Origin of the sequence: Bacillus sp. 22190 (assembly GCF_052045575.1) — a bacterium.
In the GTDB taxonomy this organism is placed as follows: domain Bacteria; phylum Bacillota; class Bacilli; order Bacillales; family Bacillaceae; genus Bacillus; species Bacillus altitudinis.
In genome coordinates this window covers 257838-282586 of record NZ_JBQEPF010000002.1, presented here as the reverse complement: position 1 = coordinate 282586, position 24749 = coordinate 257838, and the positions used below count along the sequence as shown (strand labels likewise).

30 protein-coding genes, 1 tRNA gene and 2 riboswitches are annotated in these 24749 nt (G+C 40.5%); of the genes, 8 read left to right on the top strand and 23 right to left on the bottom strand.

The window, feature by feature from the left end; translation table 11 throughout:
• Positions 1-18: 18 nt before the first annotated feature.
• From gcvPB to gcvT, 3 genes are read right to left on the bottom strand one after another with little or no spacing between them, the layout of a single operon-like run.
• Positions 19-1479: an aminomethyl-transferring glycine dehydrogenase subunit GcvPB gene (gene gcvPB / locus ACTJKA_RS04360; RefSeq protein WP_039166001.1), complete on the bottom strand. Its 1461-nt coding sequence runs from the start codon at positions 1477-1479 to the stop codon at positions 19-21.
• Positions 1472-2818, bottom strand: a complete 1347-nt coding sequence (gcvPA, locus tag ACTJKA_RS04355) for an aminomethyl-transferring glycine dehydrogenase subunit GcvPA (protein ID WP_008342202.1) — start codon at positions 2816-2818, stop codon at positions 1472-1474. Before gcvPA ends, gcvPB begins: the two co-directional genes overlap by 8 nt.
• A gap of 16 nt (positions 2819-2834) precedes the next feature.
• Positions 2835-3932: a glycine cleavage system aminomethyltransferase GcvT gene (gene gcvT, locus ACTJKA_RS04350; protein WP_254505595.1), complete on the bottom strand. Its 1098-nt coding sequence runs from the start codon at positions 3930-3932 to the stop codon at positions 2835-2837.
• 104 nt (positions 3933-4036) lie between these two features.
• Positions 4037-4132, bottom strand: a riboswitch (glycine riboswitch).
• Positions 4133-4135: 3 nt separating this feature from the next.
• Positions 4136-4243: riboswitch (glycine riboswitch) on the bottom strand.
• A gap of 250 nt (positions 4244-4493) precedes the next feature.
• Between gcvT and ACTJKA_RS04345 the strand changes: the two genes are divergently transcribed.
• The 4 genes from ACTJKA_RS04345 to sinR all read left to right on the top strand — a co-directional run bounded on the left by ACTJKA_RS04345 (position 4494) and on the right by sinR (position 7694).
• Positions 4494-6164 carry a DEAD/DEAH box helicase gene (locus ACTJKA_RS04345; protein WP_249476733.1) on the top strand — a complete coding sequence of 557 codons (1671 nt, stop codon included), beginning with the start codon at positions 4494-4496 and terminating at the stop codon, positions 6162-6164.
• A 14-nt stretch (positions 6165-6178) separates the two neighbouring features.
• A complete protein-coding gene (locus ACTJKA_RS04340) occupies positions 6179-6976 on the top strand; it encodes a YqhG family protein (RefSeq protein ID WP_171465575.1) in 798 nt (265 codons plus the stop codon).
• Between the two features lie 184 nt (positions 6977-7160).
• Positions 7161-7325 carry an anti-repressor SinI family protein gene (locus ACTJKA_RS04335; RefSeq protein ID WP_008342197.1) on the top strand — a complete coding sequence of 55 codons (165 nt, stop codon included), beginning with the start codon at positions 7161-7163 and terminating at the stop codon, positions 7323-7325.
• A 33-nt stretch (positions 7326-7358) separates the two neighbouring features.
• Positions 7359-7694: a transcriptional regulator SinR gene (gene sinR / locus ACTJKA_RS04330; protein WP_017357978.1), complete on the top strand. Its 336-nt coding sequence runs from the start codon at positions 7359-7361 to the stop codon at positions 7692-7694.
• A gap of 67 nt (positions 7695-7761) precedes the next feature.
• On the opposite strand, the gene tasA is transcribed toward sinR, so the two are convergent.
• The 3 genes from tasA to tapA are packed head-to-tail and all read right to left on the bottom strand — an operon-like array spanning position 7762 to position 9770.
• Positions 7762-8562 (bottom strand): biofilm matrix protein TasA, encoded by an 801-nt coding sequence (gene tasA / locus ACTJKA_RS04325; protein WP_008342195.1) that lies wholly within the window; start codon positions 8560-8562, stop codon positions 7762-7764.
• 58 nt (positions 8563-8620) lie between these two features.
• Positions 8621-9193, bottom strand: coding sequence for a signal peptidase I SipW (sipW, locus tag ACTJKA_RS04320; protein ID WP_017357979.1), 573 nt, complete (start codon positions 9191-9193; stop codon positions 8621-8623).
• Positions 9194-9242: 49 nt separating this feature from the next.
• Positions 9243-9770 (bottom strand): amyloid fiber anchoring/assembly protein TapA, encoded by a 528-nt coding sequence (gene tapA / locus ACTJKA_RS04315; RefSeq protein WP_073413951.1) that lies wholly within the window; start codon positions 9768-9770, stop codon positions 9243-9245.
• A 252-nt stretch (positions 9771-10022) separates the two neighbouring features.
• Between tapA and ACTJKA_RS04310 the strand changes: the two genes are divergently transcribed.
• A complete protein-coding gene (locus ACTJKA_RS04310; RefSeq protein WP_056705243.1) occupies positions 10023-10349 on the top strand; it encodes a DUF3889 domain-containing protein in 327 nt (108 codons plus the stop codon).
• 34 nt (positions 10350-10383) lie between these two features.
• Here the strand turns inward: ACTJKA_RS04310 and ACTJKA_RS04305 are convergent, their stop codons facing one another.
• The 9 genes from ACTJKA_RS04305 to ACTJKA_RS04265 all read right to left on the bottom strand — a co-directional run bounded on the left by ACTJKA_RS04305 (position 10384) and on the right by ACTJKA_RS04265 (position 15931).
• On the bottom strand, positions 10384-10578 hold the full coding sequence (locus ACTJKA_RS04305; protein ID WP_008342191.1) for a YqzE family protein: 195 nt from the start codon (positions 10576-10578) through the stop codon (positions 10384-10386).
• Between the two features lie 60 nt (positions 10579-10638).
• Positions 10639-11022, bottom strand: coding sequence for a competence type IV pilus minor pilin ComGG (locus tag ACTJKA_RS04300; protein ID WP_035702776.1), 384 nt, complete (start codon positions 11020-11022; stop codon positions 10639-10641).
• Complete coding sequence (comGF, locus tag ACTJKA_RS04295) at positions 11019-11516, bottom strand: competence type IV pilus minor pilin ComGF (RefSeq protein WP_041091745.1); 498 nt, start codon at positions 11514-11516, stop codon at positions 11019-11021. The genes ACTJKA_RS04300 and comGF overlap by 4 nt, the downstream gene beginning before the upstream one ends.
• Positions 11458-11772 (bottom strand): competence type IV pilus minor pilin ComGE, encoded by a 315-nt coding sequence (gene comGE / locus ACTJKA_RS04290; protein ID WP_017357984.1) that lies wholly within the window; start codon positions 11770-11772, stop codon positions 11458-11460. Before comGE ends, comGF begins: the two co-directional genes overlap by 59 nt.
• A complete protein-coding gene (gene comGD, locus ACTJKA_RS04285) occupies positions 11756-12202 on the bottom strand; it encodes a competence type IV pilus minor pilin ComGD (protein ID WP_017357985.1) in 447 nt (148 codons plus the stop codon). Before comGD ends, comGE begins: the two co-directional genes overlap by 17 nt.
• Positions 12195-12488: a competence type IV pilus major pilin ComGC gene (gene comGC, locus ACTJKA_RS04280; RefSeq protein ID WP_008342186.1), complete on the bottom strand. Its 294-nt coding sequence runs from the start codon at positions 12486-12488 to the stop codon at positions 12195-12197. The genes comGD and comGC overlap by 8 nt, the downstream gene beginning before the upstream one ends.
• Before the next feature lie 16 nt (positions 12489-12504).
• The gene (gene comGB / locus ACTJKA_RS04275) at positions 12505-13545 is read right to left on the bottom strand and encodes a competence type IV pilus assembly protein ComGB (RefSeq protein ID WP_017357986.1); all 1041 of its coding nucleotides are present in this window, start codon (positions 13543-13545) and stop codon (positions 12505-12507) included.
• On the bottom strand, positions 13526-14596 hold the full coding sequence (gene comGA, locus ACTJKA_RS04270; protein WP_017357987.1) for a competence type IV pilus ATPase ComGA: 1071 nt from the start codon (positions 14594-14596) through the stop codon (positions 13526-13528). Before comGA ends, comGB begins: the two co-directional genes overlap by 20 nt.
• A 465-nt stretch (positions 14597-15061) precedes the next feature.
• Positions 15062-15931 carry an STAS domain-containing protein gene (locus tag ACTJKA_RS04265; protein ID WP_007501231.1) on the bottom strand — a complete coding sequence of 290 codons (870 nt, stop codon included), beginning with the start codon at positions 15929-15931 and terminating at the stop codon, positions 15062-15064.
• 99 nt (positions 15932-16030) lie between these two features.
• Here ACTJKA_RS04265 and ACTJKA_RS04260 point away from each other — a divergent pair.
• Positions 16031-16101 (top strand) — tRNA-Gln (locus ACTJKA_RS04260).
• Positions 16102-16156: 55 nt separating this feature from the next.
• On the opposite strand, the gene ACTJKA_RS04255 is transcribed toward ACTJKA_RS04260, so the two are convergent.
• A complete protein-coding gene (locus tag ACTJKA_RS04255) occupies positions 16157-16537 on the bottom strand; it encodes a Spx/MgsR family RNA polymerase-binding regulatory protein (protein ID WP_007501232.1) in 381 nt (126 codons plus the stop codon).
• Between the two features lie 212 nt (positions 16538-16749).
• On the opposite strand from ACTJKA_RS04255, the gene ACTJKA_RS04250 reads away from it, so the two are divergent.
• The gene (locus ACTJKA_RS04250) at positions 16750-16992 is read left to right on the top strand and encodes a DUF2626 domain-containing protein (RefSeq protein ID WP_003217440.1); all 243 of its coding nucleotides are present in this window, start codon (positions 16750-16752) and stop codon (positions 16990-16992) included.
• Positions 16993-17040: 48 nt separating this feature from the next.
• Here ACTJKA_RS04250 and ACTJKA_RS04245 read toward each other — a convergent pair whose 3' ends face one another.
• Positions 17041-17679: an MBL fold metallo-hydrolase gene (locus ACTJKA_RS04245; protein ID WP_138826073.1), complete on the bottom strand. Its 639-nt coding sequence runs from the start codon at positions 17677-17679 to the stop codon at positions 17041-17043.
• Positions 17680-17839: 160 nt separating this feature from the next.
• Here ACTJKA_RS04245 and ACTJKA_RS04240 point away from each other — a divergent pair, with 160 nt between their 5' ends.
• Complete coding sequence (locus tag ACTJKA_RS04240) at positions 17840-18013, top strand: DUF2759 domain-containing protein (RefSeq protein ID WP_003217333.1); 174 nt, start codon at positions 17840-17842, stop codon at positions 18011-18013.
• Positions 18014-18235: 222 nt separating this feature from the next.
• Here ACTJKA_RS04240 and ACTJKA_RS04235 read toward each other — a convergent pair whose 3' ends face one another.
• The 6 genes from ACTJKA_RS04235 to ACTJKA_RS04210 all read right to left on the bottom strand — a co-directional run bounded on the left by ACTJKA_RS04235 (position 18236) and on the right by ACTJKA_RS04210 (position 24722).
• Positions 18236-18550 (bottom strand): MTH1187 family thiamine-binding protein, encoded by a 315-nt coding sequence (locus ACTJKA_RS04235; RefSeq protein WP_017367597.1) that lies wholly within the window; start codon positions 18548-18550, stop codon positions 18236-18238.
• A 77-nt stretch (positions 18551-18627) separates the two neighbouring features.
• Positions 18628-19881 (bottom strand): MFS transporter, encoded by a 1254-nt coding sequence (locus ACTJKA_RS04230; RefSeq protein ID WP_039170371.1) that lies wholly within the window; start codon positions 19879-19881, stop codon positions 18628-18630.
• Between the two features lie 330 nt (positions 19882-20211).
• Positions 20212-21333 (bottom strand): M14 family metallopeptidase, encoded by a 1122-nt coding sequence (locus ACTJKA_RS04225; RefSeq protein WP_268359755.1) that lies wholly within the window; start codon positions 21331-21333, stop codon positions 20212-20214.
• An 86-nt stretch (positions 21334-21419) separates the two neighbouring features.
• On the bottom strand, positions 21420-23339 hold the full coding sequence (locus tag ACTJKA_RS04220; protein WP_025207626.1) for an LTA synthase family protein: 1920 nt from the start codon (positions 23337-23339) through the stop codon (positions 21420-21422).
• 212 nt (positions 23340-23551) lie between these two features.
• Positions 23552-24505: an ROK family glucokinase gene (locus ACTJKA_RS04215; RefSeq protein ID WP_007501244.1), complete on the bottom strand. Its 954-nt coding sequence runs from the start codon at positions 24503-24505 to the stop codon at positions 23552-23554.
• A 13-nt stretch (positions 24506-24518) separates the two neighbouring features.
• Positions 24519-24722 carry a YqgQ family protein gene (locus ACTJKA_RS04210; RefSeq protein WP_008342322.1) on the bottom strand — a complete coding sequence of 68 codons (204 nt, stop codon included), beginning with the start codon at positions 24720-24722 and terminating at the stop codon, positions 24519-24521.
• Between the last annotated feature and the right edge of the window lie 27 nt (positions 24723-24749).

The following is a 24749-nucleotide window of genomic DNA, read 5'->3' as shown; positions in this document are numbered from 1 at the left end:
TGCCCCCCATGAGTCTTTTTATTTTCTTTCAAAAACCAGCACTGGATTCCGTGCAGCCTTTGTTTCATCCATTCGTTTCACAACGGTTGTATGTGGTGCTTCCTGTACGATTTCTGGGTTCTCTTCCGCTTCTTTTGCGATTTGAATCATCGCTTCAATAAATGCATCGAGGGTTTCTTTTGATTCTGTTTCAGTTGGTTCAATCATGATACATTCCTCTACATTTAGCGGGAAGTAAATTGTTGGCGGATGATAGCCAAAATCAAGTAATCGTTTGGCAATATCAAGTGTCCGCACACCTAGTTTCTTTTGGCGTTTACCTGAAAGGACAAATTCATGCTTACAGTGACGGTCAAATGGCAAATCATAATGAGCACATAAGCGGCGCATCATATAGTTTGCATTCAACACCGCATGATCAGTTACAGCCTTTAAGCCGTCTGGTCCCATAGAGCGGATATACGCATACGCTCTGACATTGATACCAAAGTTCCCATAGAACGGTTTCACACGGCCAATGGATTCTGGACGATCGTAATCAAAGAAATAACGACCTTCTTTCTTCACAAGCACTGGCTTTGGCAAATATGGAATCAAATCCTTTTTCACGCCAACTGGACCTGAACCAGGACCTCCTCCTCCGTGTGGACCTGTAAAGGTTTTATGAAGATTTAAGTGAACCACATCAAATCCCATATCCCCCGGTCTTGCTCTGCTTAATACGGCATTTAAGTTCGCTCCATCATAATAGAGCTTCCCGCCTGCTCCGTGGACGATTTCAGCCATTTCTAAAATATTTTCTTCAAAAAGACCGAGTGTATTTGGATTTGTGAGCATGAGCGCCGCCGTTTCTTCATTGACAACACGGCGCAGGTCATCTAAATCGACAAGCCCATGTTCATTAGATGCCACCGTAATCGTTTCAAATCCAGCTACTGTTGCAGATGCGGGATTTGTTCCATGAGCAGAATCAGGCACGATGACTTTTGTTCGTTTAAGATCTCCTCTTGCTTCATGGTATGCACGAATCATCATGAGCCCCGTCCATTCGCCATGTGCTCCTGCCGCAGGCTGTAATGTCACGGCGTCCATTCCTGTAATTTCTTCTAAATGGTCACCTAAATCATAAAGCAACTCCAATGCACCTTGCACAGTGTCTGCCTCTTGAAGTGGATGCACATGCGAGAAGCCTGCAAGACGTGCCACCTTTTCGTTAATCTTTGGATTATATTTCATCGTACAAGAGCCTAGAGGATAAAAGCCAGAATCGACCCCGTGATTACGCCTAGATAATGCTGTGTAGTGACGCATAATATCCAGTTCAGAAACCTCTGGCAGCTCCGCATCTTCATGGCGGATATACGCTTCATCAAATAAATCTGGGAGCTTCTCCTCAGGTACGTCTAAATCAGGCAGGCTGTAACCAATTCTTCCTTCTTTGGATAATTCAAAAATAAGCGGCTGATCTTGTTTATTCATGACGATCCCCCAATTCCTTGATGAACGTATCAATTTCTTCTTTTGTTCTTAGTTCTGTCACAGCGACGAGCATATGCTGCTGAAGCTCTGGATAATCCCGTCCCAAGTCATATCCACCGATGATTCCTTTTTCAAGCAATCGCTCATTCGCTTCTTTCACAGGTTCATTCAGTTTCAACACAAATTCATTAAAATGAGCGCCCTCTATTTCAGCCTGTAACCCATGTTTTTCTGCCTGCGTCTTGGCATAATGGGCCTTTTGTACGTTTTGATAGGCAATGTCTTTGATACCTGTTTTCCCAAGCGCCGTCATTGCAACAGAAGCGGCTAACGCATTTAATGCTTGGTTTGAACAAATATTTGAAGTCGCTTTGTCTCTTCGGATATGCTGCTCGCGCGCTTGAAGGGTCAGCACAAATCCTCGCACACCGTTCTCGTCTTCTGTTTGCCCGACTAAACGCCCCGGCACTTTCCGCATTAATTTTTTCGTCACAGCGAAATATCCACAATGAGGTCCGCCAAATGCAGCTGGAATGCCAAATGGCTGCGCATCACCAACGACAATATCTGCCCCAAGCTTTCCTGGTGGTGTCAGTAAACCAAGTGCAAGCGGGTTGCTTGAGACGATGAATAAACTTTTCCCTTTATGTGCAATCGGTTCAATGTCTTTTAACGGTTCAACAACACCGAAGAAGTTTGGGTATTGTACAAGGACCGCTGCTGTTTCGTCGCAGACGGCTTCTTCTAATGCAGCTAGATCGGTCTGACCTTTTCGCGCAGGTACCTCGACGACTTCAATATGCTGACCTTTCGCATATGTTTTCAGCACCGCTCTTGATTCAGGATGAACCGTCTCAGAAACCACAATCTTTTTCTTCTTTGTATGACCTGCAGCCAGCATCGCTGCTTCAGCTAATGACGTTCCGCCATCATACATCGAGGAATTGGCAAGATCCATACCGGTCAGCTCAGCAATCATTGTTTGAAATTCAAAGATTGCTTGCAATTCACCTTGAGAAATTTCAGGCTGATAAGGTGTGTACGCTGTATAAAATTCAGAACGTGAAATCACATGGTCGACAATCACAGGCTGGTAATGATCATACACACCAGCACCTAAAAACGAGGCATAGGCCACTGTATCTTTATTTTTTGCAGCAAGACGAGACAATTCCCGCACTAGCTCTGTTTCAGATGCGGCTTCTTTGATGTTGTACGCACCTTTGAATCTGACTTTCTCTGGGATATCTGAGAAAAGCTCATCAATTGACTGAACGCCAATGACATCCAGCATTTCTTTTTGATCTTGCTCTGTTTGCGGCAAATACCTGTGCTTCATCCTCTATTCCTCCTCGTTATTTGGCTCTTTTATAAAATGGCGTGGCGACGATTTTGGCTTTTAGACGTTTTTTACGAACTTGCACTTCCACTTCTGTCCCAAGCTGCGCCTCTGATGTTTCAATCAAGGCAAGCCCAATATTTTTCTTTAATGTTGGAGATTGTGTACCGGTTGTGACTACACCAATCTGCTTATCTCCTGAGAAGACCGGATAGTCTGTCCGCGGAATCCCCTTATCTATCATTTCAATCCCGACAAGCTTTCGCTTCGGTCCTTCTTCTTTTTGTTTTTTAAGTGCATTTTTCCCGATAAAACCTGCTTCTTTATCCGTTTTAACAGCAAAACCAATGCCCCCTTCTAAAGGAGAAATATCCTTCGTGAGCTCTTGGCCATAAAGCGGGAGTCTTGCTTCAAATCTTAAGGTGTCACGTGCACCGAGTCCACATGGGATCAGTCCTTTCGGCTGTCCGGCTTCTAATAAAGCGGTCCAAAGGTGAACAGCATCTTCTGACTGGCAGTAGATTTCAAAGCCGTCTTCTCCTGTGTAGCCGGTTCTTGAGACAAGCACCTCTTTTTGCGCAATGATTGCTTTTGATAAAAACGTAAATGGCTTCAGTGATGTTACCTCTTCATCCGCAACATCTTTGATGATGTCAGCAGCATGAGGTCCTTGAAGGGCTAACAAGGCGGTTTGATCAGAGACATTTTTAATCGAAACATCTTCCCCACCTTGATGTTTCAGCAGCCAATCCACATCTTTTTCAATATTTGAAGCATTGATCACAAGCAAATAGTTGTTCTTTTCTTTTTGGTAGACAAGCAGATCATCCACCGTTCCGCCATCTTCATAACACATGGCTGTATATAGTGCCTTACCGTCTGTCAGCTTTGACAGATCATTGGTTAATAACCTTTGTAAAAAAGGAAGGGCTCCCTGACCTGTGACTTCCACCTCACCCATGTGAGACACGTCAAACAGCCCTGCTTTTGTTCGAACAGCTTCATGTTCTTCTTTAATGGAAGAAAATTGGACAGGTAATTCCCAGCCCCCGAAGTCAATGGTTTTTGCGCCAAACGTTTCATACGCATGAAAAAGCGGTGTTCGTTTCAACATCAATCGTTTCCCCCTTTTTTCTTACAGTGCACATTACAAGCTGAATTTTCAGAAAAAAATCACAGCAAAAAAGGACAGAGCGCTCCCTTTTATCAAAAAGAAGTCTCTGTCCTTGCACCTGAAAGTTTACAGCACAATATCATTGTGCGTTTTCCCCTTTGGTGGTTTGCTAAAAATCGTTGCGCAAACACTCTCCAGAGTTGCGTCCGGTAAGAGTACTTTTGCCTGAGAGATTCACTGAACCAATTCAGCTTGCTCCTTCGGCGCCTGTCAGTGCAAAATAACCGCTAGGTCTCTCCCCATACCATCATCCGCTCATATTCTTCACCTTTATTGGACATACTATCAAAATGGGTGACTTATTCTCTAGATCACTTACCAACATCCTACCATTAGAAATGGATGAAGAGCAACAGAAAAATCATTAACATTTTTAAAATAATCATTCATTATCGTTCGCTTTTATTGATTTATAACATCTTTTAAATCGCTATGAAAAAATGAAGCGTTTAAAAACAGAACGATTTTATCATCACTCTATCAGAAAGGCAGGCGGTCACATTGAATATTCAAACGATCTTTGATCAAAAATGGGCAAGTGAATTTCAAAAGCGGCTTACAGCAGACGGTCCCTGGGCGAATTGGGATATGTACCGTTTAGCAGCACAGGTACAAAAAGTGACAGCCATTGATTCATTTGAAGGACTGCAAGCACCTGCGCACCTGCCTGCATTTACTCCTTTAAAACACCAGCTCGAAGTCGCTAGAAGAGTCGTAGAAGAGATGAATGGGAAAGCCATTTTAGCAGATGAAGTGGGTCTTGGAAAAACCGTTGAAGCAGGACTGATTATCAAAGAATACATGATTCGGGGACTTGCCAAGAAGATTCTCATTCTCGTACCCGCATCCCTTGTGTCTCAATGGGTACAAGAACTGCGGACGAAATTTTACATAGATGCTGTCGAGCAAAAGAAGAGCTATGTGTGGGAGCAGTGCGATGTTGTGGTTTCCTCAATTGATACAGCCAAAAGACAGCCGCATCGAGACACGATCTTATCCATCTCCTACGATATGGTCATTATTGATGAAGCACACAAACTGAAAAACAATAAAACGAAAAACTATGAGTTTGTGAGAAATTTGAATAAAAAGTTCTGCCTACTGCTCACAGCCACACCTATCCAAAATCGGATAGGAGAAATTTTTAATCTCGTCTCTCTGTTGAAGCCAGGCCATTTAGGTAATGAAACACAATTTAAAGACCTCTTTGCCAAAAAAGACCTTCAACTTGAAGACCATGACCGGCTAAAACAGTTAGTCAATAAAGTCATGATTCGGAACCGGAGACAAGACACTGGCATCGAGTGGTCAAAGCGTCATGTGAAGACAATTTCTATTGATTTCTCCCCGACAGAACAAGCACTATATGATGAAATTTGCAAGTTAAAAGAAAACCCTTCCTATACGAAGCACATGTTTTCAATTATGACCTTAGAACGAGAATGCTGTTCGAGCCGTGAGGCCGTCTATATGACCATTAAAAAAATGCAAGAAGAGGAAAAACACATTCTAGGCGCTTCTGCGATGATGCAAATCATGGAGAAAATCAACCAGGTAGAACAAAATTCTAAAGCACTTGAAGTCGTTAAACTCATTCAGCAATTAAATGAAAAAGTCATTATCTTCACTGAATACCGTGCGACACAAATTTATTTGCAATGGTTTCTCCAGCAAAACGGCATCAGTTCGGTCCCTTTTCGAGGCGGGTTTAAACGGAGTAAAAAAGACTGGATGAAAGATTTATTTAGAGAGCGGGCGCAAGTGCTCATCGCGACAGAAGCAGGCGGCGAGGGGATCAATCTTCAGTTTTGCAACCAAATCATCAACTACGACCTTCCGTGGAACCCAATGCGCTTGGAACAAAGAATTGGACGTATTCACCGGCTCGGTCAGGAGCGGGATGTTCACATTTACAATATGGCAACCAGCGGGACAGTTGAAGAACATATTTTAAAACTTTTATATGAAAAAATTCAGCTGTTTGAAAACGTCATTGGCGATCTAGATGATATTTTAACCCGAATTGATATCCAAGATGCTGAAACAGAATTGCATCAAATTCTCTTCCAGCACGAGTCTGACGTAGATATGAAAAAGAAATTAACCCAATTTGCTTCCTATTTAACAGAAGCACAAACACCGATTTTAGAAGAAAGACAGCAAGGTTCATAAAGGAGAGTTGACCAATGGAGCAGCGCGAGATTCACACATTTCTTCTCCGTTTCTTTCAGGCAAATCAATGCGACATACTTGAAGAAAGTGCAGGGCACATGACCGTACAACTGACAATCGAAATGGATAAATTGATCATGAACCGTCCTTTTTATTGGCATTGGCTCGAAAAAACGGGAGGCGTACCTGAGCCGCGGCAATTGACTTTGATCACCGATCAAAAAAAAGCTGATGACACGGTCGAAGGAGAATTTGTCCACTTCGGCTCCCCTCGTTTATTCCAAATATTCGATGTTGTGAAACAGCAAGGCCGTTTTATTCGGCTGTACGAAAAAGTCAGACCGCTCACAAACAGCCAGATCGCACTGGAGCCGTGGCTTGGTCTCAATGTCAAAATATCCTATCTGGCAGACCGTAAAAAAGACAAACTGCTGTCTCTTGGACTGCATCTAATACGTGGAGAAGTCATCGAACAATTTCAAGAGAAGCTGGAAGCGCGTGAGCTATCGTCTCAAATTCCTGATTATTGCTTCACAATGAGTACGATGATTAAGCCAGAGAGCGGCGTCAAACGGCTTTACAGCCTGATGGAACGTTATGCCAATGAAGAGCCGGATGATTGGGCGGTAAGAGCTGTTCAAAAGTGGAAAGAAGACTCGGAACTTTTAAACCAATTTTATGAAGGGACTTCAGACACATCTGTAGAATATGAAATAGAAAGACAAGCACTTAAAACTTTATACGAACCAAAAATCAGTCTTACGATTGAAAATGGCGGACTTTTTTACTTACAGCAAAAAAGAGGAGGCTGACTTAGCATGTCTCCCTCCCTTTCATGTGATATCAAATTTTCGATCAATCAAAAGCAACGTTTGTCTGTTTGTATTGGGCGGAAACATGACGCAAGCAATCTATGAGGTCTTATCACCTGTGTTTTTCCATTTCATGCGTTAAGTGCCTGAAATACACGATTCAGTATTTTAGGAGGGTATTTGTATGGAAAAGAAAACGAAGTTATTAGACAGTGAATGGGTTCAATTATTACGCGAAGCGCGCAAAGCAGGACTAACAGTAGAAGAAGTCCGTCATTTTCTCAAATCACGCGAAAAGTCCTCTGAGTCTCCCCCTATGGCAAGAAGTCATTCTATCAAACCTTTCTGAATGTGCTATAATATCGAAAGGAAGGTGATGACATTGATTGGCCAGCGTATTAAACAATACCGCAATGAAAAAGGCTACTCACTATCAGAACTGGCCGAAAAGGCTGGGGTAGCGAAGTCTTATTTAAGTTCAATAGAAAGAAACTTGCAAACAAACCCCTCCATTCAATTTCTTGAAAAAGTCTCCGCTGTTCTGGACGTCTCGGTTCATACACTGTTAAACGAAAATGATGAAACCGAATACGATGGTCAATTAGATAGTGAATGGGAAAAACTAGTTCGAGATGCAATGACATCAGGGGTTTCGAAAAAGCAATTTCGTGAATTTTTAGATTATCAAATCTGGAAAAAAAAGCAAGAAGAGGAGTAATGCGCATATTTTAGCGCATACTCCTCCAATTGCTATGCAGATCTTGTTATCAGACTAAAGACTGACTTTATTTTTTATCTTCGCTGTGTGCTTTTTCGTTTTCTTTCACGTAGCCTTTTTCATCCGTATGCTTTTTTGGATTGATCGTTAAACCATTCCACTGAGTTGCTTCGAAGGAAAGATCAACTTGAATCGCATCGCCTTGGTATTTATTTTGGATATAGTTACCCGCTTTATCCTTCGTCTGGTCATTGACAAATTCAATGATCATTTCCATTTTATCGTAATCAAACGGATTCTTTGGAATGCCGTCATACTCTGGAGCTGTTGATCCATCAACGGTGGCAACATTAATTTTACCACTTTCATGTAAAAACTTCTCATCGACGGCATGACGAAGCTTTTCAAATGCGGTCTGATCCTGCTTTGACGTTAATAGATGCAGGTCAAGCAGGTTTGCATGGTCTAAAATAATATTTTTCGGGTATCCATTCCCACCTTCGGCTCCAACCGTTAGAACACTCACCTGAAATTGGCTGAGGAATTCTTCAGCTGTATTCTTCCCGCCATTTTTCGCTGATGTTCCATCTTGAAACTGGCTATAATCAAGACTCATCAGCACTTGATTAATTGCAAGAGACCCTTTATTTTCAAAATTAAATTCCTTCTTTATACGGTCACCGGGTTTTATGTTCGCAAGGTTGATGGCGCCGGAATTCTCTTTTGCAGATAGATTCAGCTCTCCTGTAGAGTAGACCGCGTTTGCCGTCTCAACATCATTAAATGCAGCCCACGTTCCCCCGCCAATTAAAGCAAGACCTAACGCTCCCGATAAAACACCTAAACGAATTGATTTTTTCATTGCCATGATTGAACCCCCTAATAAATTGTTTTATTGAAACCTGATTTAGGTTACAAACGAAAATTTATGCTTGTTCCTCTGACATATGTAACTCAGCCGTATGTCTTCGATGTTTGGCAGCACCAACAAAATGAATGGTTGAATAAACAAGCAGCATCACCCCTGGAATAATGAGCAAAAGAGCGGTCCCAGCAGAAGTTCCTGCATACGAAAGAAGCTTTCCTGCATAAGGAATGTTCACGCCCGTATACTGCGCAGTCACTTGATTCGCTTTGACGAGCGTGCCGTCTTGATACATATTGTGGTCTCCTTTTGTCTCAAAGGCTTTATTTACTCCTTTTCCTTTTACCCCAACAATGCGGTGAGTCACAAAGGATTGGTCTTGCTTCGTTTGAAACGTAATAATATCCCCTTTTTTGAGTGTTTCAGGTGAGGTGACATGTTTCACAACAATCAATGAACCAGTCGAAAATTCCGGTTCCATTGATCCAGATAATACTTGCTTGAACTCATAACCAAAAATCTGAGGATCTCCGCCTGTTGTCCTTGATGACAACACGACAATAATACACACAATCATCATCGTGAAGACCAGCGCGTAAAGAATACTCCCAGACATTTTCATCCACTTTTTCATACCTTTCTCCCCTTTACATATCATGTTTCATTCAGCAGGCAAACCCTATTTAGGACGCCTTTTCTTGACAATTCGAAAGCTGCATATGTTGAGACGTAAAGAATGGCTTTTCAGAACCACCAAACCCTTTAGGATAATAGATTTTAAACACATAAATTCCATTTGTTTTTGCTTTAACTGCCGTGACAGTCGTCGTTTCTTCTGATGAGAGGGACTGTATAGCACCTTTTTCAATAACATGGCCATCTTGTAATGGCATCTGAACACTCTCTACTTTATGTAGTTCCCACTTCCATTCAGAGTGCGCGATGGGTTGTCCAATATTTTTTAGTGACATGCTCAGCTTTTGAGGCGCACAGACTGTCCCCTCAATGATCGTTTGATCGATCAGTTTCAAATGGCTTCTATCCCATTTCTTCGGCTGGCAATGCTGATCTGTCTCTTCGAAATTTTCACATGTTTTCATGACAAAGTTCGAATGCTCGACATCGTTAAAAGAAGCATTAGTAGACGTAATAAAAAAAGAAGTGAAAATCAAACAAATAGCACAAAATAGTACAAAGAGCAGCTGTTTCATTGAATCTTTCAACTCCTTGAACAATTGTTCTTTAAAAAGAACGATTACACTCAGTATAAGGAATTACCTATAAAATCCAAAACGTCAAATTAGTCCATTTTGTTCTTAAACAAGAACATTACCGAGAAAATTCTTCCATTTTCTCATTCTTTCGCCATATTCAATATTTTTTTCTGTGACATTTGTACTTCTTAAAAATTTACATAAAAGTGCAGGATTTGGTCAGGATAATAATTGGTGAGGTGATGTTAGTTGAAATATGGAAGAATCATGATCATGCTCAGTTTACTGTTAAGCCCCTTGATACAAAGCGCCCATCTAGCTGATGCAAAAGGAATCACTGCTGCCGCAGATCAATGGGAAACAAGGGCAGTCAAAGAAGCAAAAAAACGGTATCCGTTAGCACATGTTTTATTCAAACAAAAAGTGTGGGATCGGCACCGGGAGAAAGAATCCGTGAAGCAATATCATATTACGTTGAAAGATCAGGCCAAAGAATTTGGGGTATATGTCACCATTTCCTATAACCCTTACTCGAACAAGGTCAATAAAGTCATTGTTGTGGAAGAATACAGCTAAAATGGCATTAAAAAAACCGCCTGCTGGCGGCTTTTTACTTTTGTCGATGACGTTGACGTTTTTTTAGCATCATTGAGAAGCCAAAAGGCAGAACACCGAATAAACGCTGAGAAAATGGTGGTTTCGTCTCCATTTTTTCCTGTTTATGTTCTTTCCGCTCGTCACGTGGTGTATTCATATATTTAATAATTTCCTGCGTCATATATTTTACATAATCATTTGTCTTCATCGAACACTCACCTCTTCTTCCTTAAAGTGTTACCAAGAAGAGTATCGTTTTATACACTCGCTAATGAGTGCTGATCCATTGATTGATTTCTCCTGTCTCCTTATTCATCTCTAGTTCCCGCTCGTCAGTTACACCACCCTTTGTCTCGATGTTAACCAAGAGGCGGACTAGCTTTTTTCTGTCATCGCACCCAATTCGCTTCAACGTCACTCGGCCTTCTTCTGTGACAATTGGGCTCAATGGCTGATTACAAATCCGATTTAATTTGTTTGCAGCTTCACTTAGACCTAAACGAAATAACTGCTGTTTTTGATAAAAAGAAATCGTGAGCTCTGCACTTTTCAACTCTTTTTGAAACCCAATGGTCATCGAGCCTAGAATCAATAAAAATAAAAGAATGACAGCAAATACGTGAGGATAAATAAACCCGTCTTCTCTTTTCACGTTTTAGGAATCACTCCTTTGTAAGTGAAAAAAACAGCTTCATGTACTTGACCAAATACATCTGTGACTTGGAGAGTGGTGGTTTGCTCTTTTGTTCTTACATGGAATTGTTTCACCTTTTGTAATAAAGGGAGATGGCCTGCCTGATCCGTTCGTTTACGAAGCATCTCTTGATACGGCTCAATCGTCACCACTCGCCCTTGACTTGAAATATACTCCAGAGCTGTTCCATTTTTCACCGCTCTTACAGCGACAGCACAATTTAGATCCTCCTCTAATTGCAGGACCGTTTGTTTCCACTCCATTTGCGAAAATTTGTTGATTTCTGCAAACGGATGAGTTTTTTCAACAATTGATAAAAGCAGCATGCAGCCAACAGAAAGCAGCAAAAATAGCTGCAATTGCCATATTGCTTGAGCGAGTGTAAAGCCTTGTTCATCGCTCCAAATGTCGAAAGCAAATCGTCTTCTTTTTTTGTACTTTGTATGAAACACATCCCTTCTCCTGACCCCAAATAAATTCATATGTGATCTCGCCTCGTTTCTTTGTACTTGTTTTCTTTTGACCTTCTATAAAAGCTTTATTCATATACTCATGTAAAATTTGATAAGCTTCCAGTTTGGCTCTTAATTCTTCTTTCCCTATTGTCAGTTTTTCAAAGGATGGCACGAGCACAAGAGCAGCAAATAGAAAGAGGTGGCAAGAAAAGAGCATCTCAAACGTACTAAATCCTTTATTGTTGCTGAACATGAATCCGCCCGCTCCCTAAGTAAATCGTGAGTTTATATATTTGACTGCCAAATTGAACAATGAGAGAACCGCCGCTATTTGGATGTCCGTTTTTATTAAAGTGAAGGCCTTTTTGAAATGTGGATTGCTTGATGGTGCCTTTTTTATGTGGATTAGAAGCAATGATCTGCTCACTATTCTGCTCGATGACTTGATAAGATACATTGGGCGGGTGAAACTCAACAGTTACTCGTGTTTTTTTAATAAATGCAGTATAAGATGCCAATTGAAGATCTTGTTTTAGCAAGTTCACTTGCTTTTTTGCTTCAGCACTTTCTAATACATTGGGCACTTTTCCACCTATTATCGATAATAAGATAGAGAAAATCATGACGATCAAGAGCTGCTCAATGAGTGTAAATCCTTTCTCCTGGAAAAGCGATTTATTCATTTTTCACATCGCCGTTTTGAATGAAAATTGCTTTTCCATTTGGACAAGTTAATCCTTTTTTGACATAGCCTTCTTTTTCTAATTCAGCTAAAGATGGCGTCTTGCCGTCATGCTCTAATTCATATGCCATTACCTGTGTACTCACCATTGATTTCAGCCCTTCACAGCCCTTTGCTTGAATGCTTTGATGATGCCGAGTGATATTTGGAATGGTGATCAATAAAAGAATGGAGATCACAAGCATAACAATTAACATTTCTAACAGTGTAAATCCTTTATCATTCATGCTTTAGTCCTCCTTTTCACACTTGTTCCATTAGTTGATACATTGGTAAAAGAATAGATAAATACACAATGAGTATAAGAAATGCTGTTAAGCCATAGATGACAGGCTGCAGCCATGAAACCCATTTTTCAATTTTCAATTCTGCATTCTCTAAAAGAAATTGACTATATGTGTACATTTCTCTTGCTAGCATCCCACTTGCTTCCCCATGCTTAATGACAGCCGCAAAATGCCTTTCGAAAAAAGGAGACCGGCTTATTTGATGTTCCATACTCTCACCTTTTCTTAACTCTCCTATCATTTGTTCAGACATTTCTTGAAGGAAGGGTAAATAGGTCTGCTGTTTAAAAGCTTGCAAACTTTCGTAAATCGATAACCCAGCTTGAAGAAGTCCGCTTAGCTGAAGGGAAAAAAGATACGTATGCATCAGCTGCACCCCTTTAAATACCACCGGCAGCCTGCTGATGACTTTCAGTTTCTCAAGGGTCGATTTTTTCTTAAAAAAAAGCTCATAATATCCAAAAAGACAGATACATATACAACCGATCATGAGCAGCAAAGCGTGTAGGAATTGAAAGAGGCCAAACATTCCTTGAATCAGCCATGACATGCTTGTATTCATAGATGAATATAATAAAGAAAATTGAGGGACGATCATTTGCTGAACAATGATGAGCACAACAAAAACCGTAAACATAAGAAAAATTGGATATCGTAACATGCGCTTGAATGTGTCTATCTGCATAATTTTTCTCTCTAAAAAACGGGCGCTTTGTTCAAGAGCTCGCGCTAGGCTGCCATGTTTCTCTGAAAAACAAAGAATAGCGACGGCTTCCCGCTGAAAATGAAGTCGCTCAAGCACAACGTAAAAAGGCTCCCCTTCAAGCAGCCACTGAATGCCTGGCGTTAAACGCTGTTGCTGTTTTTTTGATAATTGAATATTCACCATCGTTAGTGCATCAACCAATGTATATCCGGCTTGAATCAATTGAGCCAGTTTCGATAAGAATTCAGCTTGTTCTTTTTTAGACCAGGCTTTAGAGGCTCGCTTCTTCATAAACCCATCGATGATATGTGCTTTTTGATAAATAGCCGAGTGCCACTCCTTTCCGAATTAATCTTTGCAGTGTTTCGTATGACGAATGAGCGTATTCACCTTTTGCCTCTTTGATACACTCACCAAGCTCCTTTCCGTAAAGCAATTCAAATACATTTGTTCGTCTGACTGGCCGATTTAGTTTGCAATAAAGCTCACACGTTTCGCCGCAAAATGGACATGCGAGTTCGATTAACCGCTGAGCAGCAATGGCAACCATTGTTTGTTCGAGTTCATTCATCGTCACACCAAATTCGAGCATTCGATAAAGAGCTCCTTTTGCATTCTTTGCGTGCAGTGTGCTCATGACTAAATGACCTGTCAAAGCTGCTCTAATAGCTGTTCTCGCTGTTTCCGCATCTCTTATTTCTCCAAGCACAATCATATCTGGATCATGTCTTAAAATAGCGCGTAAACCTGCCGCATACGTGATACCAGCTTTTTCATTTACTTGAACCTGCAGCACTTCTTCATTTCTTGTTTCCACAGGATCTTCAAGGGTAATAATATTTCGATTAAAATGTTTTTTGGCAAACTGGATCAATGAATAAAGTGTTGTCGTTTTCCCTGAATTTGTTGGTCCAGTAAATAAAATGAGCCCATGCGAATGATTCAGAAACGATAATAATCTCGCTGAAGCCTTCGGGAACAGTGACAAATACTTTGTTTTCGGCACATGATCCTGCGGTAAAATCCGAATCACTAAACTTTCATCATTTACAGTCGGTAATGTAGAAAGCCGAACAAACACTTGACCGCGTCTTAACATCACAGCCAATGATCCATTTTGTGGTCTCCTTCTTTCACCAATATCCATAGAAGATAAAAATTTGAAATGAGCAATGAGCCGCTCTCCGCTCTTTTTGTCAATGATCCGCTGCTGAATGAGGTCAGCGTCTACACGAAAAGAGACTGAAGCTTCCTTTTCTCTCGGAACAATATGCACATCAGATGCTCTCATGCGGCACGCCTCTTCTAGCAGCTCTTGCCCCAAATATTCAATACCATACAAGTGTGTTCACTCCTTTCAGTGACCATATTGTATGATGGTGGAACGTGCCTGACAAAAACGTATTTCATGATTTTCATGACTGAAGAGGGTTAAAAATGTTCAATTTGAGGTGTATTTCATCTATAAATAACAGAAAGACATATCAAAAAATTTGACTTTTACAACAACGGGTTCCGTTCAGAGGAGAAAATAAAAAAGAAGTGCTACTGGCACCTCTTTTTTGATGATCATCATTATTTCATTTTGTTCTTTCATTATGGATGATCTGTTACAAGGAGGTGTCTCCAAATTTAATCCTCCTTAATAGGTTACTGATTTGAAGATAAAGAATATCCTTTCGTGTCTGATTTATGGATAAAAAAAGAGACCAAATCTGTATGCGAATTGGTCATCTCATTCATATGCTCATTATATTGTTTCTCCTTGTCAACGTACCCGTTACTTTTACTAGTAACATTTTTTGGTTCACGTTGCTTCTTGCTGCTCTTCAAAGATACGAAAGCCTCTTTTTTCTAAAGCTTTTGCAAGGCTGTGTTCAGTATTTACTTTTGAGAAATCAATGCCGAGTTTCACTACAGTTTGAGCGATCTCTGGGCGAATGCCTGATATAATCGTCTCAATTCCAAGCAGCTTCGCACTATCGACCACTTTAAACAACTGATAAGCAACCATCGTATCAACAACGGGAACGCCAGATATATCAATAAATAAATGCGTTAGACGCAGTCTAGATGCCTGTTCTAGTACTGATTCCAAAATGATTTTTGCCCGGTACGTATCAATTTCGCCAATTAGCGGCAAAATACCGATCTCTTTTGAAACTGGAATAACAGGCGCACTAAGCTCTTGAATCATTTCTCTTTGTGCATTAAGCTGATTGATTGTCACGCGGTCATACTCTTCTGATAAACGCGCAATCATGTCATCAAATGTGGCGTGAAAATGCTGATTCCAATCGCACACATCTTTTAGTGTCACTTCAAGCTCTGTTTGTTGTGTAAAGGTCTCAATTCTGGAACAAAAAATGTGGCGGAACACCTTAAATTGTCCGATGATTTCATATAAAGGTACTTCATGAACAGCTCGATCACGGGCAATATCAACTGACCACTTTTTTAGATGGTCTTCTACTTTATCTGATAGCGTGACTAACGTTGCTGCAATCGTTTGAATAAATGCTGTGTTTTGTTCTTTCAGCTTCTTTTCTGTCTCCTCTGAAGCATGTTTGGAATATAATGAGCCTTCTTCTGTTCTTGTTTTCAGCCATTCTTCGGTCATGACAGGGGCTTCTTTAAGAATAAATTCATATAATTGCTCAGATTTTTCATTTTTCATTTCTGTCGTTCGCTCCTTTTTCACTTACAACTAGTGACAACCAACTTTTTATGTATAAATGACCGCAGATGGTGAACAATAGCATTACACGTTTCATATTGGGCTATAGCCAAGTGGTAAGGCAATGGACTTTGACTCCGTGATCGTTGGTTCGAACCCAGCTAGCCCAGTTCAGCACAAAAACGAAGACGGCTGAAACATCATTCAGCTGATCTTCGTTTTTGATTAGGAAACCGATTGATGAATCGCTTTCTTTTTTGAAATTTTCATGAGTTCTCCTGGATTATAGCCGACCACTAATTTATTTCCATCAATGATAATAGGTCTCCGAAGCAGCTTTGGCTTTTCAATGAGAAGTTGAAGTACCTCATTTACTTTTAGATCATTAATATTTAAATTTAAGCTTTTAAAAGCTTGGCTTCGAGTAGCTAAAATTTCATCCATTCCTTCTGTTGTTAAGGATAGGATTTTTTTTAATTCGTCTAGTGTTGGCGTTTCTCTAAAAAGGTGACGCTCTTTAAAATCAATTTGATTCGCCTTTAACCAATGTTTTGTTTTGCGGCAAGACGTGCAGCTTGGGTATGAATAAAAAGTAATGTCACTCATTAGTCTTCCTCCTTAGGTCGTTAACCTTTTCTCTTATGGACTAAGTACCCTCATGCATTTAGGCATAAACACTTTTTCATCACTTTTTCAAAAAAATTTTTTCTAGCGAAAGAATGAATGTTCACACGTTGTCAAAAATGTAAATGTTTACATAACAAGTGATCATCAGCTATAATATGAATCAAAGGGGTTTTTTAAGGGGAGGGAAAGAAATGAATCGCATGTTCCGCGTTCTTGGGTTTTGGACGGGTATTTTTGCTGTCATGTTCTATTTAGGACATATGAAAGATGCATCCTTGCTGTTCTTCGGTCAAACCGTTCTTTTTGTATTTTTATCCTACTTGAATTTATCCGAAAGAATGTATATTTACATTTTCGGAGCGTACTTGACGATTTTCTTTGCCGGATTTACATATTATTCGATTTTCATCATGGTTCCCGGTACCGGACATTAATAGAAAAAAGCATCTCTTTTGAAAGAGATGCTTTTTTCGTGCGTGCTATTATAAAGAAAACCCATTGATAAACGGATTTTGCTCCTGTTCTGTAAGCACAGTTGTTTCCTCGCCATGTCCACTTAACACAAGAGTTGATTCTGGCAATGCCAACAATTTGTCATGTATCGATTGAAGTAGCACGTCTTGATTACCACCCGTTAAATCAGTTCTCCCGATACCGCCTTGGAATAAAGTATCACCAGAAATCACAAATCCCTCTTCCGCTGAATAGTAAGACACACTGCCAGGTGAATGACCTGGTGTGTGGAACATTTCTAATGTAAACGATCCAATTTGAAGAGGTCCTTCTGACGTAATCAATTGTTCCGCTTCTTTGACCGTAATTCCGTTACCAATTAGTCGAGCTGAACCGTTTAGCTGAGCATTTGTCAGCCATTCTTTTTCCTTTTCATGGACATAAAGCGGAATTCCCCATTCTTGACGCACCTCATCTGCTGCACCAATATGATCAAAATGGGCATGTGTCAATAAGACAGCAAGTGGTTGCAGCTGTTTTTCTTTCACATAAGAAATTAGCTTTTGCGCTTCGCCGCCTGGATCAAAAATTAAACATTCTCCCTGTTCATTTTTCCAAATATATGCGTTCGCTTGCACATAGCCTAGCGGCATTCTTCTCCAATTCATTTTCATCACCTACTACTTTTTTCATTCTTTTTTATTATGAAGGCTATTCAATAAAAATTCAAACAATCGTCAACTTGAATGTACTCGACAAGCTTTATGAAAACGGTTAAAATGAAAAGAAAGGAAATCAAGGGGATTGATGACAAAGGGGGACTTTCATATGATGCTCGTCATTATTTTTGGTCTAGTCACGATTTTAGCCGCTCTCGGCATCTATCGCTCACTCAAAAAAGTGAACGTACTGGCCATTGCTTTCGCTGGCGCCACATTTTTGGTTTTTGGATGGTTTACCGTCATGACCATCATCTATAGCGGTTATCCAACTGCACATTAAGAGCCTGCAATAAGCAGGCTTTCAGATTGTTGACAAAGGGCTAAAATGAACTTGATTTTAGCCCTTTGTCTTCTTTTTAGCGTGATAGAAAACCTTTGCAGTCTAGGAAGGACGAGTACTGGCGCGGAGCGAATTTGATATTCGTGAGCACCAGCACGCAGGACTGACAAAGAATGCGAGGGTTTGTCTACACGCTAAAAGCCTGCAATCAGCAGGCTTTTTCTATTGATTCAAATGTTTATTCACGCTTTCTAATTTGCTTGAAAGGGTGGTCGTTTGATCTCTTCTGTCATCTATGCGGATATTGGTTGCTACTCGGTGTAAACCCTTTTCAAATGGAGCTTCATGAATACGCTGAATGACCTCAAATAAAACGGATAGCTCCCCTTCAATTAATGTATTCATTGGTGTGAGCTGATATTTGATTTTCCCTTCTTGTTGAAAGCCTTCTAACAATCTTTGTACGTCTGCTACATATGCACTCACGCTTGGTGTCTCAGTGCCTATTGGAATGATGGTGACATCTGCTATTGCCATGGTTCTTGCTCCTTTCAATGACATCCTATTTCTTTCTCGTTCTCATTGTAACCCATCGTGATTCAAAAATGCCATGATCATGTGGCGTTTAAGCTTGGTTTGTCCCGTTCTATCGTCAAATCTGCTCTCTCTACCTTCCCAATATTTGTGAAAAGGAGCAAGCATATACCTGAAATAGCTTCGATCAGTCCTCCTGCTGCAATGACATAACCTGAACCGAATAACGTCGCCATATAACCACCAATGAGAGCGCCTAACGGTATCATTAAATACGAGATCATGTTAATAATCGCATACACTTGCGGCTGATCCTCCGCTTTTACCGACAATTGAATCATCGTATGTTCAGGTACATTGACTGCACTGATGGCTGCACCTAAGGCAAATGCAGATATAAACACAAGTGGTAATAAAGCATTCATCCCTGTAATGAAAAATGCAATTCCATCAACGATCCCTGCCCCGATAAACAACAGACCGTATCGATTCACTTTCACCTTTGTTAAAACGAATCCCATCAAAAATGCACCTAATGCCGTGGTCACTTTGATGAATGAATATACTACTGGTCCACTATGTAAATCTTCTGTTAAATAAATAACCGACAATGCCTCCCACGGTGCCGCAGCAAAATTGGAGCAGACACAAAAAATGGCTAATGGAAACAAAATATGATGACTTTTCACAAGTGAAAATCCTCTTATTAATCGTTTTCCGTATGATAATCCTTTTTTTCCTTTATCCATGATCGCTTCCGTTTTATATGTAATCAGCAAAACCAGCAAAGCAGACATGAGGTAAAGAGGAATAATGACAAGCATTGTATATCCTACCCCTACAAATGCAATCATGACACCACAAATCGTCACAGTCACAAGCCTGACCACATGACTGGCTGATTGAATGGTTGCATTCGCCTTTTGTATCACATCTTCATGCACAAGCTTTGGAATAATGGACACCGAAGCTGGTTCATAGGAACCACCAGTCGCTGAATGCAGCAACATACCGCCAATGATGAGTGCCAAAGGAGAAAAATCATAAAAGTAACTCACCACAATCACAAGTATAATCGCCGCCCGAGTTAAATCAGCAAAGCACATCCAAAATTTCAATTGATGCGGCTTCATCATTGGGGTAATAAACGGCCCAATAATGGCTTGAGGGACAAAACTAACGGCAATAAAAAATGCTGTTCCAATTGCTCCTTTTCCCCCTAGCACTAAAAGCCACAAAATGGTGTTAAAAGATAAACTATCAGCAGTAATTTTACACATTTTAGAAACAAATAGATAAGTAAAATTCCGTTTCCACAGGCTTTGAGCATTCAATCATCGACATCTCCCTAATTCATATCCTTTTTTTTACAACCACTCTTTCACAATAGCTTACAGGGATGCTCTCGTCAATCACATCAGCACGGTTTTTATTGACCATAAGAAATTGATTGGTTTGAACGTATTAAAAGATTGTTGACAAAGGGCGAAAATGAACTTAATTTTAGCCCTTTGTCTTCTTTTCAGCGTGATAGAAAACCTTTGCAGCCCTAGGAAGGACGAGTACTGGTGCGGAGAGACTTTTACCTTCGTGAGCACCGGCACGCAGGACTGACAAAGAATGCGAGGGTTTGTCTACACGCTGAAAGCACCAATTAGGTGCTTTTAATACTTACATGCTTCCCACAATAACCGCTTTGTTTTTTCATAGATCGAATCAAATTGACTCATAGAAAGCGGGTTCTTTCCTCGCCCAAGTTCCACCGTATAGCCCTCACTTTTACATTGATAAATAAACCAATCTCGATAACCTGCATAGCTATCAAGATATTGAATCGCTTTGTAACCGCTCACCCGTTCTAACCGTTCGACCGTCTCTTTTGAAATGGCCGGTTCGTGGCCAAGAAACCCCCAGTATATCTCTTCTCCTTGTGTATGAAGGGCAATTAGCCGGTCAAAGCGTTTTCGTAAGGCGAGATGTGCCATTGCTTTCGCTTCTGGTTCTGTTAACGGCTGATGCCCTGGGAAATCCCTATAAGACGGTGCCTTCGGCTTATTACGATAATATTCGATTTCCCAATAGGCAGGAAATTGATTGTTTAAATCAATTCCTCGAATATTCGCCTTCCATTCTCGATAATTGGAAAATCCACCATTTAGCGGCGCGAACTCCTCACGGCACAGACCTAAAGATTCTGGGCCGTTGCGAACCAAATCAACACCGTCTGGATTTACCATCGGTACAATAGACAAAGCAGTGGTCTGCAATATACGAACCGCTTCATGATGTCTTGCTTGCACTGGGTCCGAGGCCGCTAAACAAAGTGATTTAAGCCATTTTAATAAAACAGAGGTCGTGATCCATTCATTTGCATGAAAAGAGGCATTAACATGTATGGAATGTAAATGTTGTACAGGCTCCGTACGGATTTCATAAATGGGCGTATCAAGCACTGATTGACCAATCACACTCATCTGAAGAAAAGGAAAAACAGCTTTCAAATATTGAAGCTCTCCTTCTAAGTGAGCGCTATCATATTCAAATGTTCCGCTGATCCATTCATCTGATTGCTGGAGCCGGTAAGGCGCAATGAAGCTTTGCACATCACCTACCGATTGAAATGAATGGGTCCCTTCTGGAAGTCTATACCCCGGTAAAAGGAGGTGATCCGTATTTGACTGATTGGATAAACGGAAAGCTTCTTTCCCTATACCAAGCTGCTTTGCCACATCCTCCTTCCTTGCCTCATCCAGATGCCATTCAATTGTGCCAAACGACTTTTTCATTTACATCCCTCCCCTCTCACACTATATGAACCAGTAAGTAAAAAAAGAAAACCTCTGCATGTAAATAGCAGAGGTTTTCTTTTAAATTAAGACGCCTTTTTTAGCTCAGTGTCATCTTCTTTTTTAGATGGTGAATGGTCCGAGTTGTTTCGGTCATAAAATCTAAGGAGATCTCCATAGATAATTTGATCAGAGAATTGAAGCTCTTGTTTTGCCTTTTCTTCATAAGACTGACAACCAGACTCATCTTCTCTCGGCTCACCCGTTTCTTTGTTGTAGCACACACCAGCTGTGAAAACACTGTCCTTCGTAATAAAACTTCCATCTCGAAGCACTGTGAAGTCATTTGTATCTTTTGATAATAGGTCATGACCAAATTGAATTTGCTTGCTTGTATCGATTCCTAGAAGGTTCATGACTGTTGGACGGATATCCACTTGGCCGCCAACTGTATCAATCTCTTTTGGATGTTTATCCGTGATACCAGGAATGTGTACAACAAATGGTACTTTTTGAAGCTGAACTTCTTCAAAAGGTGTAATGTCTTTGTTTAAGAATTGTCCCATTGCTTCGTTATGGTTTTCAGAAATTCCGTAGTGATCACCATATAACACAAAAATGGAGTTATCGTATAACCCTGCTTCCTTCATTTTTTTAAAGAAAAGCTTTAGTGCCTCATCTTGATAACGCACTGTAGGGAAGTATTTGTTCAACGTTTTGCTCTTTGAGTCATATTCATCAATGAGCTTATCTTCTTCATCTAAGTCAAATGGAAAATGGTTCGTTAATGTAATCAATCTCGTATAAAACGGTTGCGGGATCGTTTTCATTAAATCCACTGACTGCTCAAAAAACGGACCATCTTTTAGTCCCCAGCCAACTGAATTTTCTTCATTTACATCGAATGATTTAATATCAAAAAATTTGTCGTAGCCAAAGCTGTCATAGATCAGGTCACGGTTCCAGAAACTTTTGTTATTTGCATGAATAACAGAAGAATGATAGCCTTCCTCTTTTAACAACTCAGGTGCGGCTTTGAACTCGTTGCTTGGATTTGTGAAAAATACAGCTCCTCTTCCAAGCGGATAGAGTGAATTATCAACAATAAACTCGGAGTCGGATGTTTTTCCTTGACCCGTTTGATGATAGAAATTACTGAAATTGTAGCTTTTCTTGATCAATTTGTTTAAGAACGGCGTGATCTCTTTCCCATTTAATTTTTCATTGATCACAAAGCTCTGGGTAGACTCAAGCGATACTAAAATGACATTTCGTCCTTTTGCTTGACCAAACGTCTTTTCATTACGGTCTGTTTGATTTGCGCTTACATAGTTTTCAATTTCCGTTAAGCTATTGCTGTCGGCAAGTGCTCGCTGAGCGGATTGCTTCGATTGCAGAACCCCATCATAAATATGGAAGTTATATAAGCTGATGTTTTTCACTAGCATCTCACGGTCAAATGAACGAGTTAACAGCTCTGGTCTTTCTGTTTCAGCCAAACCAAGGTTAAAAAAGAAAGTGGCTGCCACAAATAAATAATAAGCTGCACGTCCCTTACGTGAAATCGTTACATCTGTTCTAAAGGAAGGCTGTTTTTTATAGAGCCAAATTAAAATGATGATATCAACAAACATCAGAAAATCAACTGGTTCAATTAAAGAGGTAATACTTGACCCGAGGTCACCCATATTGTTTGTTTGAAATAGGACGGGGATGGTTAGAAAATCACTGTAGAATCGATAAAATACAATGTTAGCTAACAAAATAAATGTCAGAACAAAACTCGTCACGATGATATATCGATTGCGATTTTTTTCTTTAAAGAATAAACCGATACCGAAGATAAACAAGAGAAAGCTAAGCGGATTAATAAACAGGATAAATTCCTGCATGAAATTTTCAATTTTGATATTAAAGCTAGATTTATAGATAACATAGGTTTTCACCCACATTAACAAAGTCGCAATCAGTAAAAATGAAATCGCCTTTAATCTTTTCTTTCGCATTGTAACCTCCTTATGCTAAAAACGCACTCAGGTTAGGGACATCCCCAATTATTGGTGCTTCTTCAAAAATAACTAAAGTATATCTTATCCTGTCTATGCTGGAAAATCAATGTCTTTTTCCCCATGACAAACTTATGAATATGCTAAACATTCAATTTCATGCCTATCTATCGCTGATTTTAATAAAAATGACATCATTATGACATTTTTGTTCAAGACAGCCACTTGTTTTTTGCCATCCATGCACCGCCGATCACGCCTGCATCGTTTCCTAGTGAGGCAATCACCACTTCAACATCCTCAGCACATGGCGGGAAGGCATGATGTTTGACGACACGCTCTACTTTACTGCGAAGAAGCTCGCCCGCTTTAGATACACCGCCGCCAATGACGATTTTTGTTGGGTTTAAGGCACTGGCTAGATTCGCAAGGACCAGACCAAGATGGGTTGTTACTTCATCTACGACACGCATCCCAAGTTCGTCTCCGTTTTCTGCTGCCTCAAATACATCCTTTGCAGACAGCGAAGTAAGTGAGCCAAGTGATGATGTATGGCTCTTTGTTTGTAATGTATCCTTTGCGATTCGGACGATACCTGTAGCAGACGCAATGGTTTCAATACAGCCTGTTCTCCCGCAGTTACATGGTGCTCCTTGAAATGGAACGGCACAAATATGACCAATTTCTCCACCAGCACCTGTTTCGCCTTGAACCACTTCTCCATTGACAATAATACCGCCGCCAACCCCTGTGCCCAGTGTAACCATCAGGATGTTTTTGGCGCCATCACCTGCACCCTTCCACATTTCACCGAGTGCAGCAATGTTTGCATCATTTTCAATGACAGATGGAAGTCCTGTCTCTGCCTCTAAATGGTCTTTCAAGGGATAGTTTGTCCAGCCCAGATTCGTTGTTTTATAGACAATTCCGGATACTTTATCCACTGGTCCAGGTGCCCCCATACCGATCCCAATTAGGGCTGATTTCGGCATGCTGATCTCAACTAGTTTATGGTCAATTGACTTGGCAATGTCGACTGTAATTGTCTGCCCAGATTTATCCGTAGGAATCTCCCACTTATGCTGAATTTCACCATAAAGATTAATAAACGCAAGCTTAATTGTCGTACCGCCAAGATCAACTCCTACAAACCAATCCCCTGTCATATGTCCTCCACCTTCACATTGTTTTTCGATTTAATTTGGCTAGTTCCATTTGAAGGATGGTCATTGCGTTTGACCATTCAGTTCGATCGATGATGCCCGATGTGTACATTTCCTTCAATTCATCTGCCATAAATTCTAATTCCACTTCACGATCTCCGAAATACACGTAATTTCCAAATCTCATGAGCAGCTGCTGTACATCATATAACGTTTTCATTATTTTCACCATTTCTCTAAATCAACA

Bases quoted from the DNA above. Each gene is read 5' to 3' on its own strand.
- gcvPB (WP_039166001.1), bottom strand. From the start codon at position 1,479: ATGAATAAACAAGATCAGCCGCTTATTTTTGAATTATCCAAAGAAGGA.
- gcvPA (WP_008342202.1), bottom strand. From the start codon at position 2,818: ATGAAGCACAGGTATTTGCCGCAAACAGAGCAAGATCAAAAAGAAATG.
- gcvT (WP_254505595.1), bottom strand. From the start codon at position 3,932: ATGTTGAAACGAACACCGCTTTTTCATGCGTATGAAACGTTTGGCGCA.
- ACTJKA_RS04340 (WP_171465575.1), top strand. From the start codon at position 6,179: ATGGAGCAGCGCGAGATTCACACATTTCTTCTCCGTTTCTTTCAGGCA.
- ACTJKA_RS04335 (WP_008342197.1), top strand. From the start codon at position 7,161: ATGGAAAAGAAAACGAAGTTATTAGACAGTGAATGGGTTCAATTATTA.
- tasA (WP_008342195.1), bottom strand. From the start codon at position 8,562: ATGGCAATGAAAAAATCAATTCGTTTAGGTGTTTTATCGGGAGCGTTA.
- sipW (WP_017357979.1), bottom strand. From the start codon at position 9,193: ATGAAAAAGTGGATGAAAATGTCTGGGAGTATTCTTTACGCGCTGGTC.
- tapA (WP_073413951.1), bottom strand. From the start codon at position 9,770: ATGAAACAGCTGCTCTTTGTACTATTTTGTGCTATTTGTTTGATTTTC.
- ACTJKA_RS04305 (WP_008342191.1), bottom strand. From the start codon at position 10,578: ATGAAGACAAATGATTATGTAAAATATATGACGCAGGAAATTATTAAA.
- comGE (WP_017357984.1), bottom strand. From the start codon at position 11,772: ATGTTCAGCAACAATAAAGGATTTAGTACGTTTGAGATGCTCTTTTCT.
- comGD (WP_017357985.1), bottom strand. From the start codon at position 12,202: ATGAATAAATCGCTTTTCCAGGAGAAAGGATTTACACTCATTGAGCAG.
- comGC (WP_008342186.1), bottom strand. From the start codon at position 12,488: ATGAATGATAAAGGATTTACACTGTTAGAAATGTTAATTGTTATGCTT.
- comGB (WP_017357986.1), bottom strand. From the start codon at position 13,545: ATGAAGAAGCGAGCCTCTAAAGCCTGGTCTAAAAAAGAACAAGCTGAA.
- ACTJKA_RS04265 (WP_007501231.1), bottom strand. From the start codon at position 15,931: ATGAAAAATGAAAAATCTGAGCAATTATATGAATTTATTCTTAAAGAA.
- ACTJKA_RS04255 (WP_007501232.1), bottom strand. From the start codon at position 16,537: ATGAGTGACATTACTTTTTATTCATACCCAAGCTGCACGTCTTGCCGC.
- ACTJKA_RS04250 (WP_003217440.1), top strand. From the start codon at position 16,750: ATGAATCGCATGTTCCGCGTTCTTGGGTTTTGGACGGGTATTTTTGCT.
- ACTJKA_RS04245 (WP_138826073.1), bottom strand. From the start codon at position 17,679: ATGAATTGGAGAAGAATGCCGCTAGGCTATGTGCAAGCGAACGCATAT.
- ACTJKA_RS04240 (WP_003217333.1), top strand. From the start codon at position 17,840: ATGATGCTCGTCATTATTTTTGGTCTAGTCACGATTTTAGCCGCTCTC.
- ACTJKA_RS04235 (WP_017367597.1), bottom strand. From the start codon at position 18,550: ATGGCAATAGCAGATGTCACCATCATTCCAATAGGCACTGAGACACCA.
- ACTJKA_RS04225 (WP_268359755.1), bottom strand. From the start codon at position 21,333: ATGAAAAAGTCGTTTGGCACAATTGAATGGCATCTGGATGAGGCAAGG.
- ACTJKA_RS04220 (WP_025207626.1), bottom strand. From the start codon at position 23,339: ATGCGAAAGAAAAGATTAAAGGCGATTTCATTTTTACTGATTGCGACT.
- ACTJKA_RS04215 (WP_007501244.1), bottom strand. From the start codon at position 24,505: ATGACAGGGGATTGGTTTGTAGGAGTTGATCTTGGCGGTACGACAATT.
- ACTJKA_RS04210 (WP_008342322.1), bottom strand. From the start codon at position 24,722: ATGAAAACGTTATATGATGTACAGCAGCTGCTCATGAGATTTGGAAAT.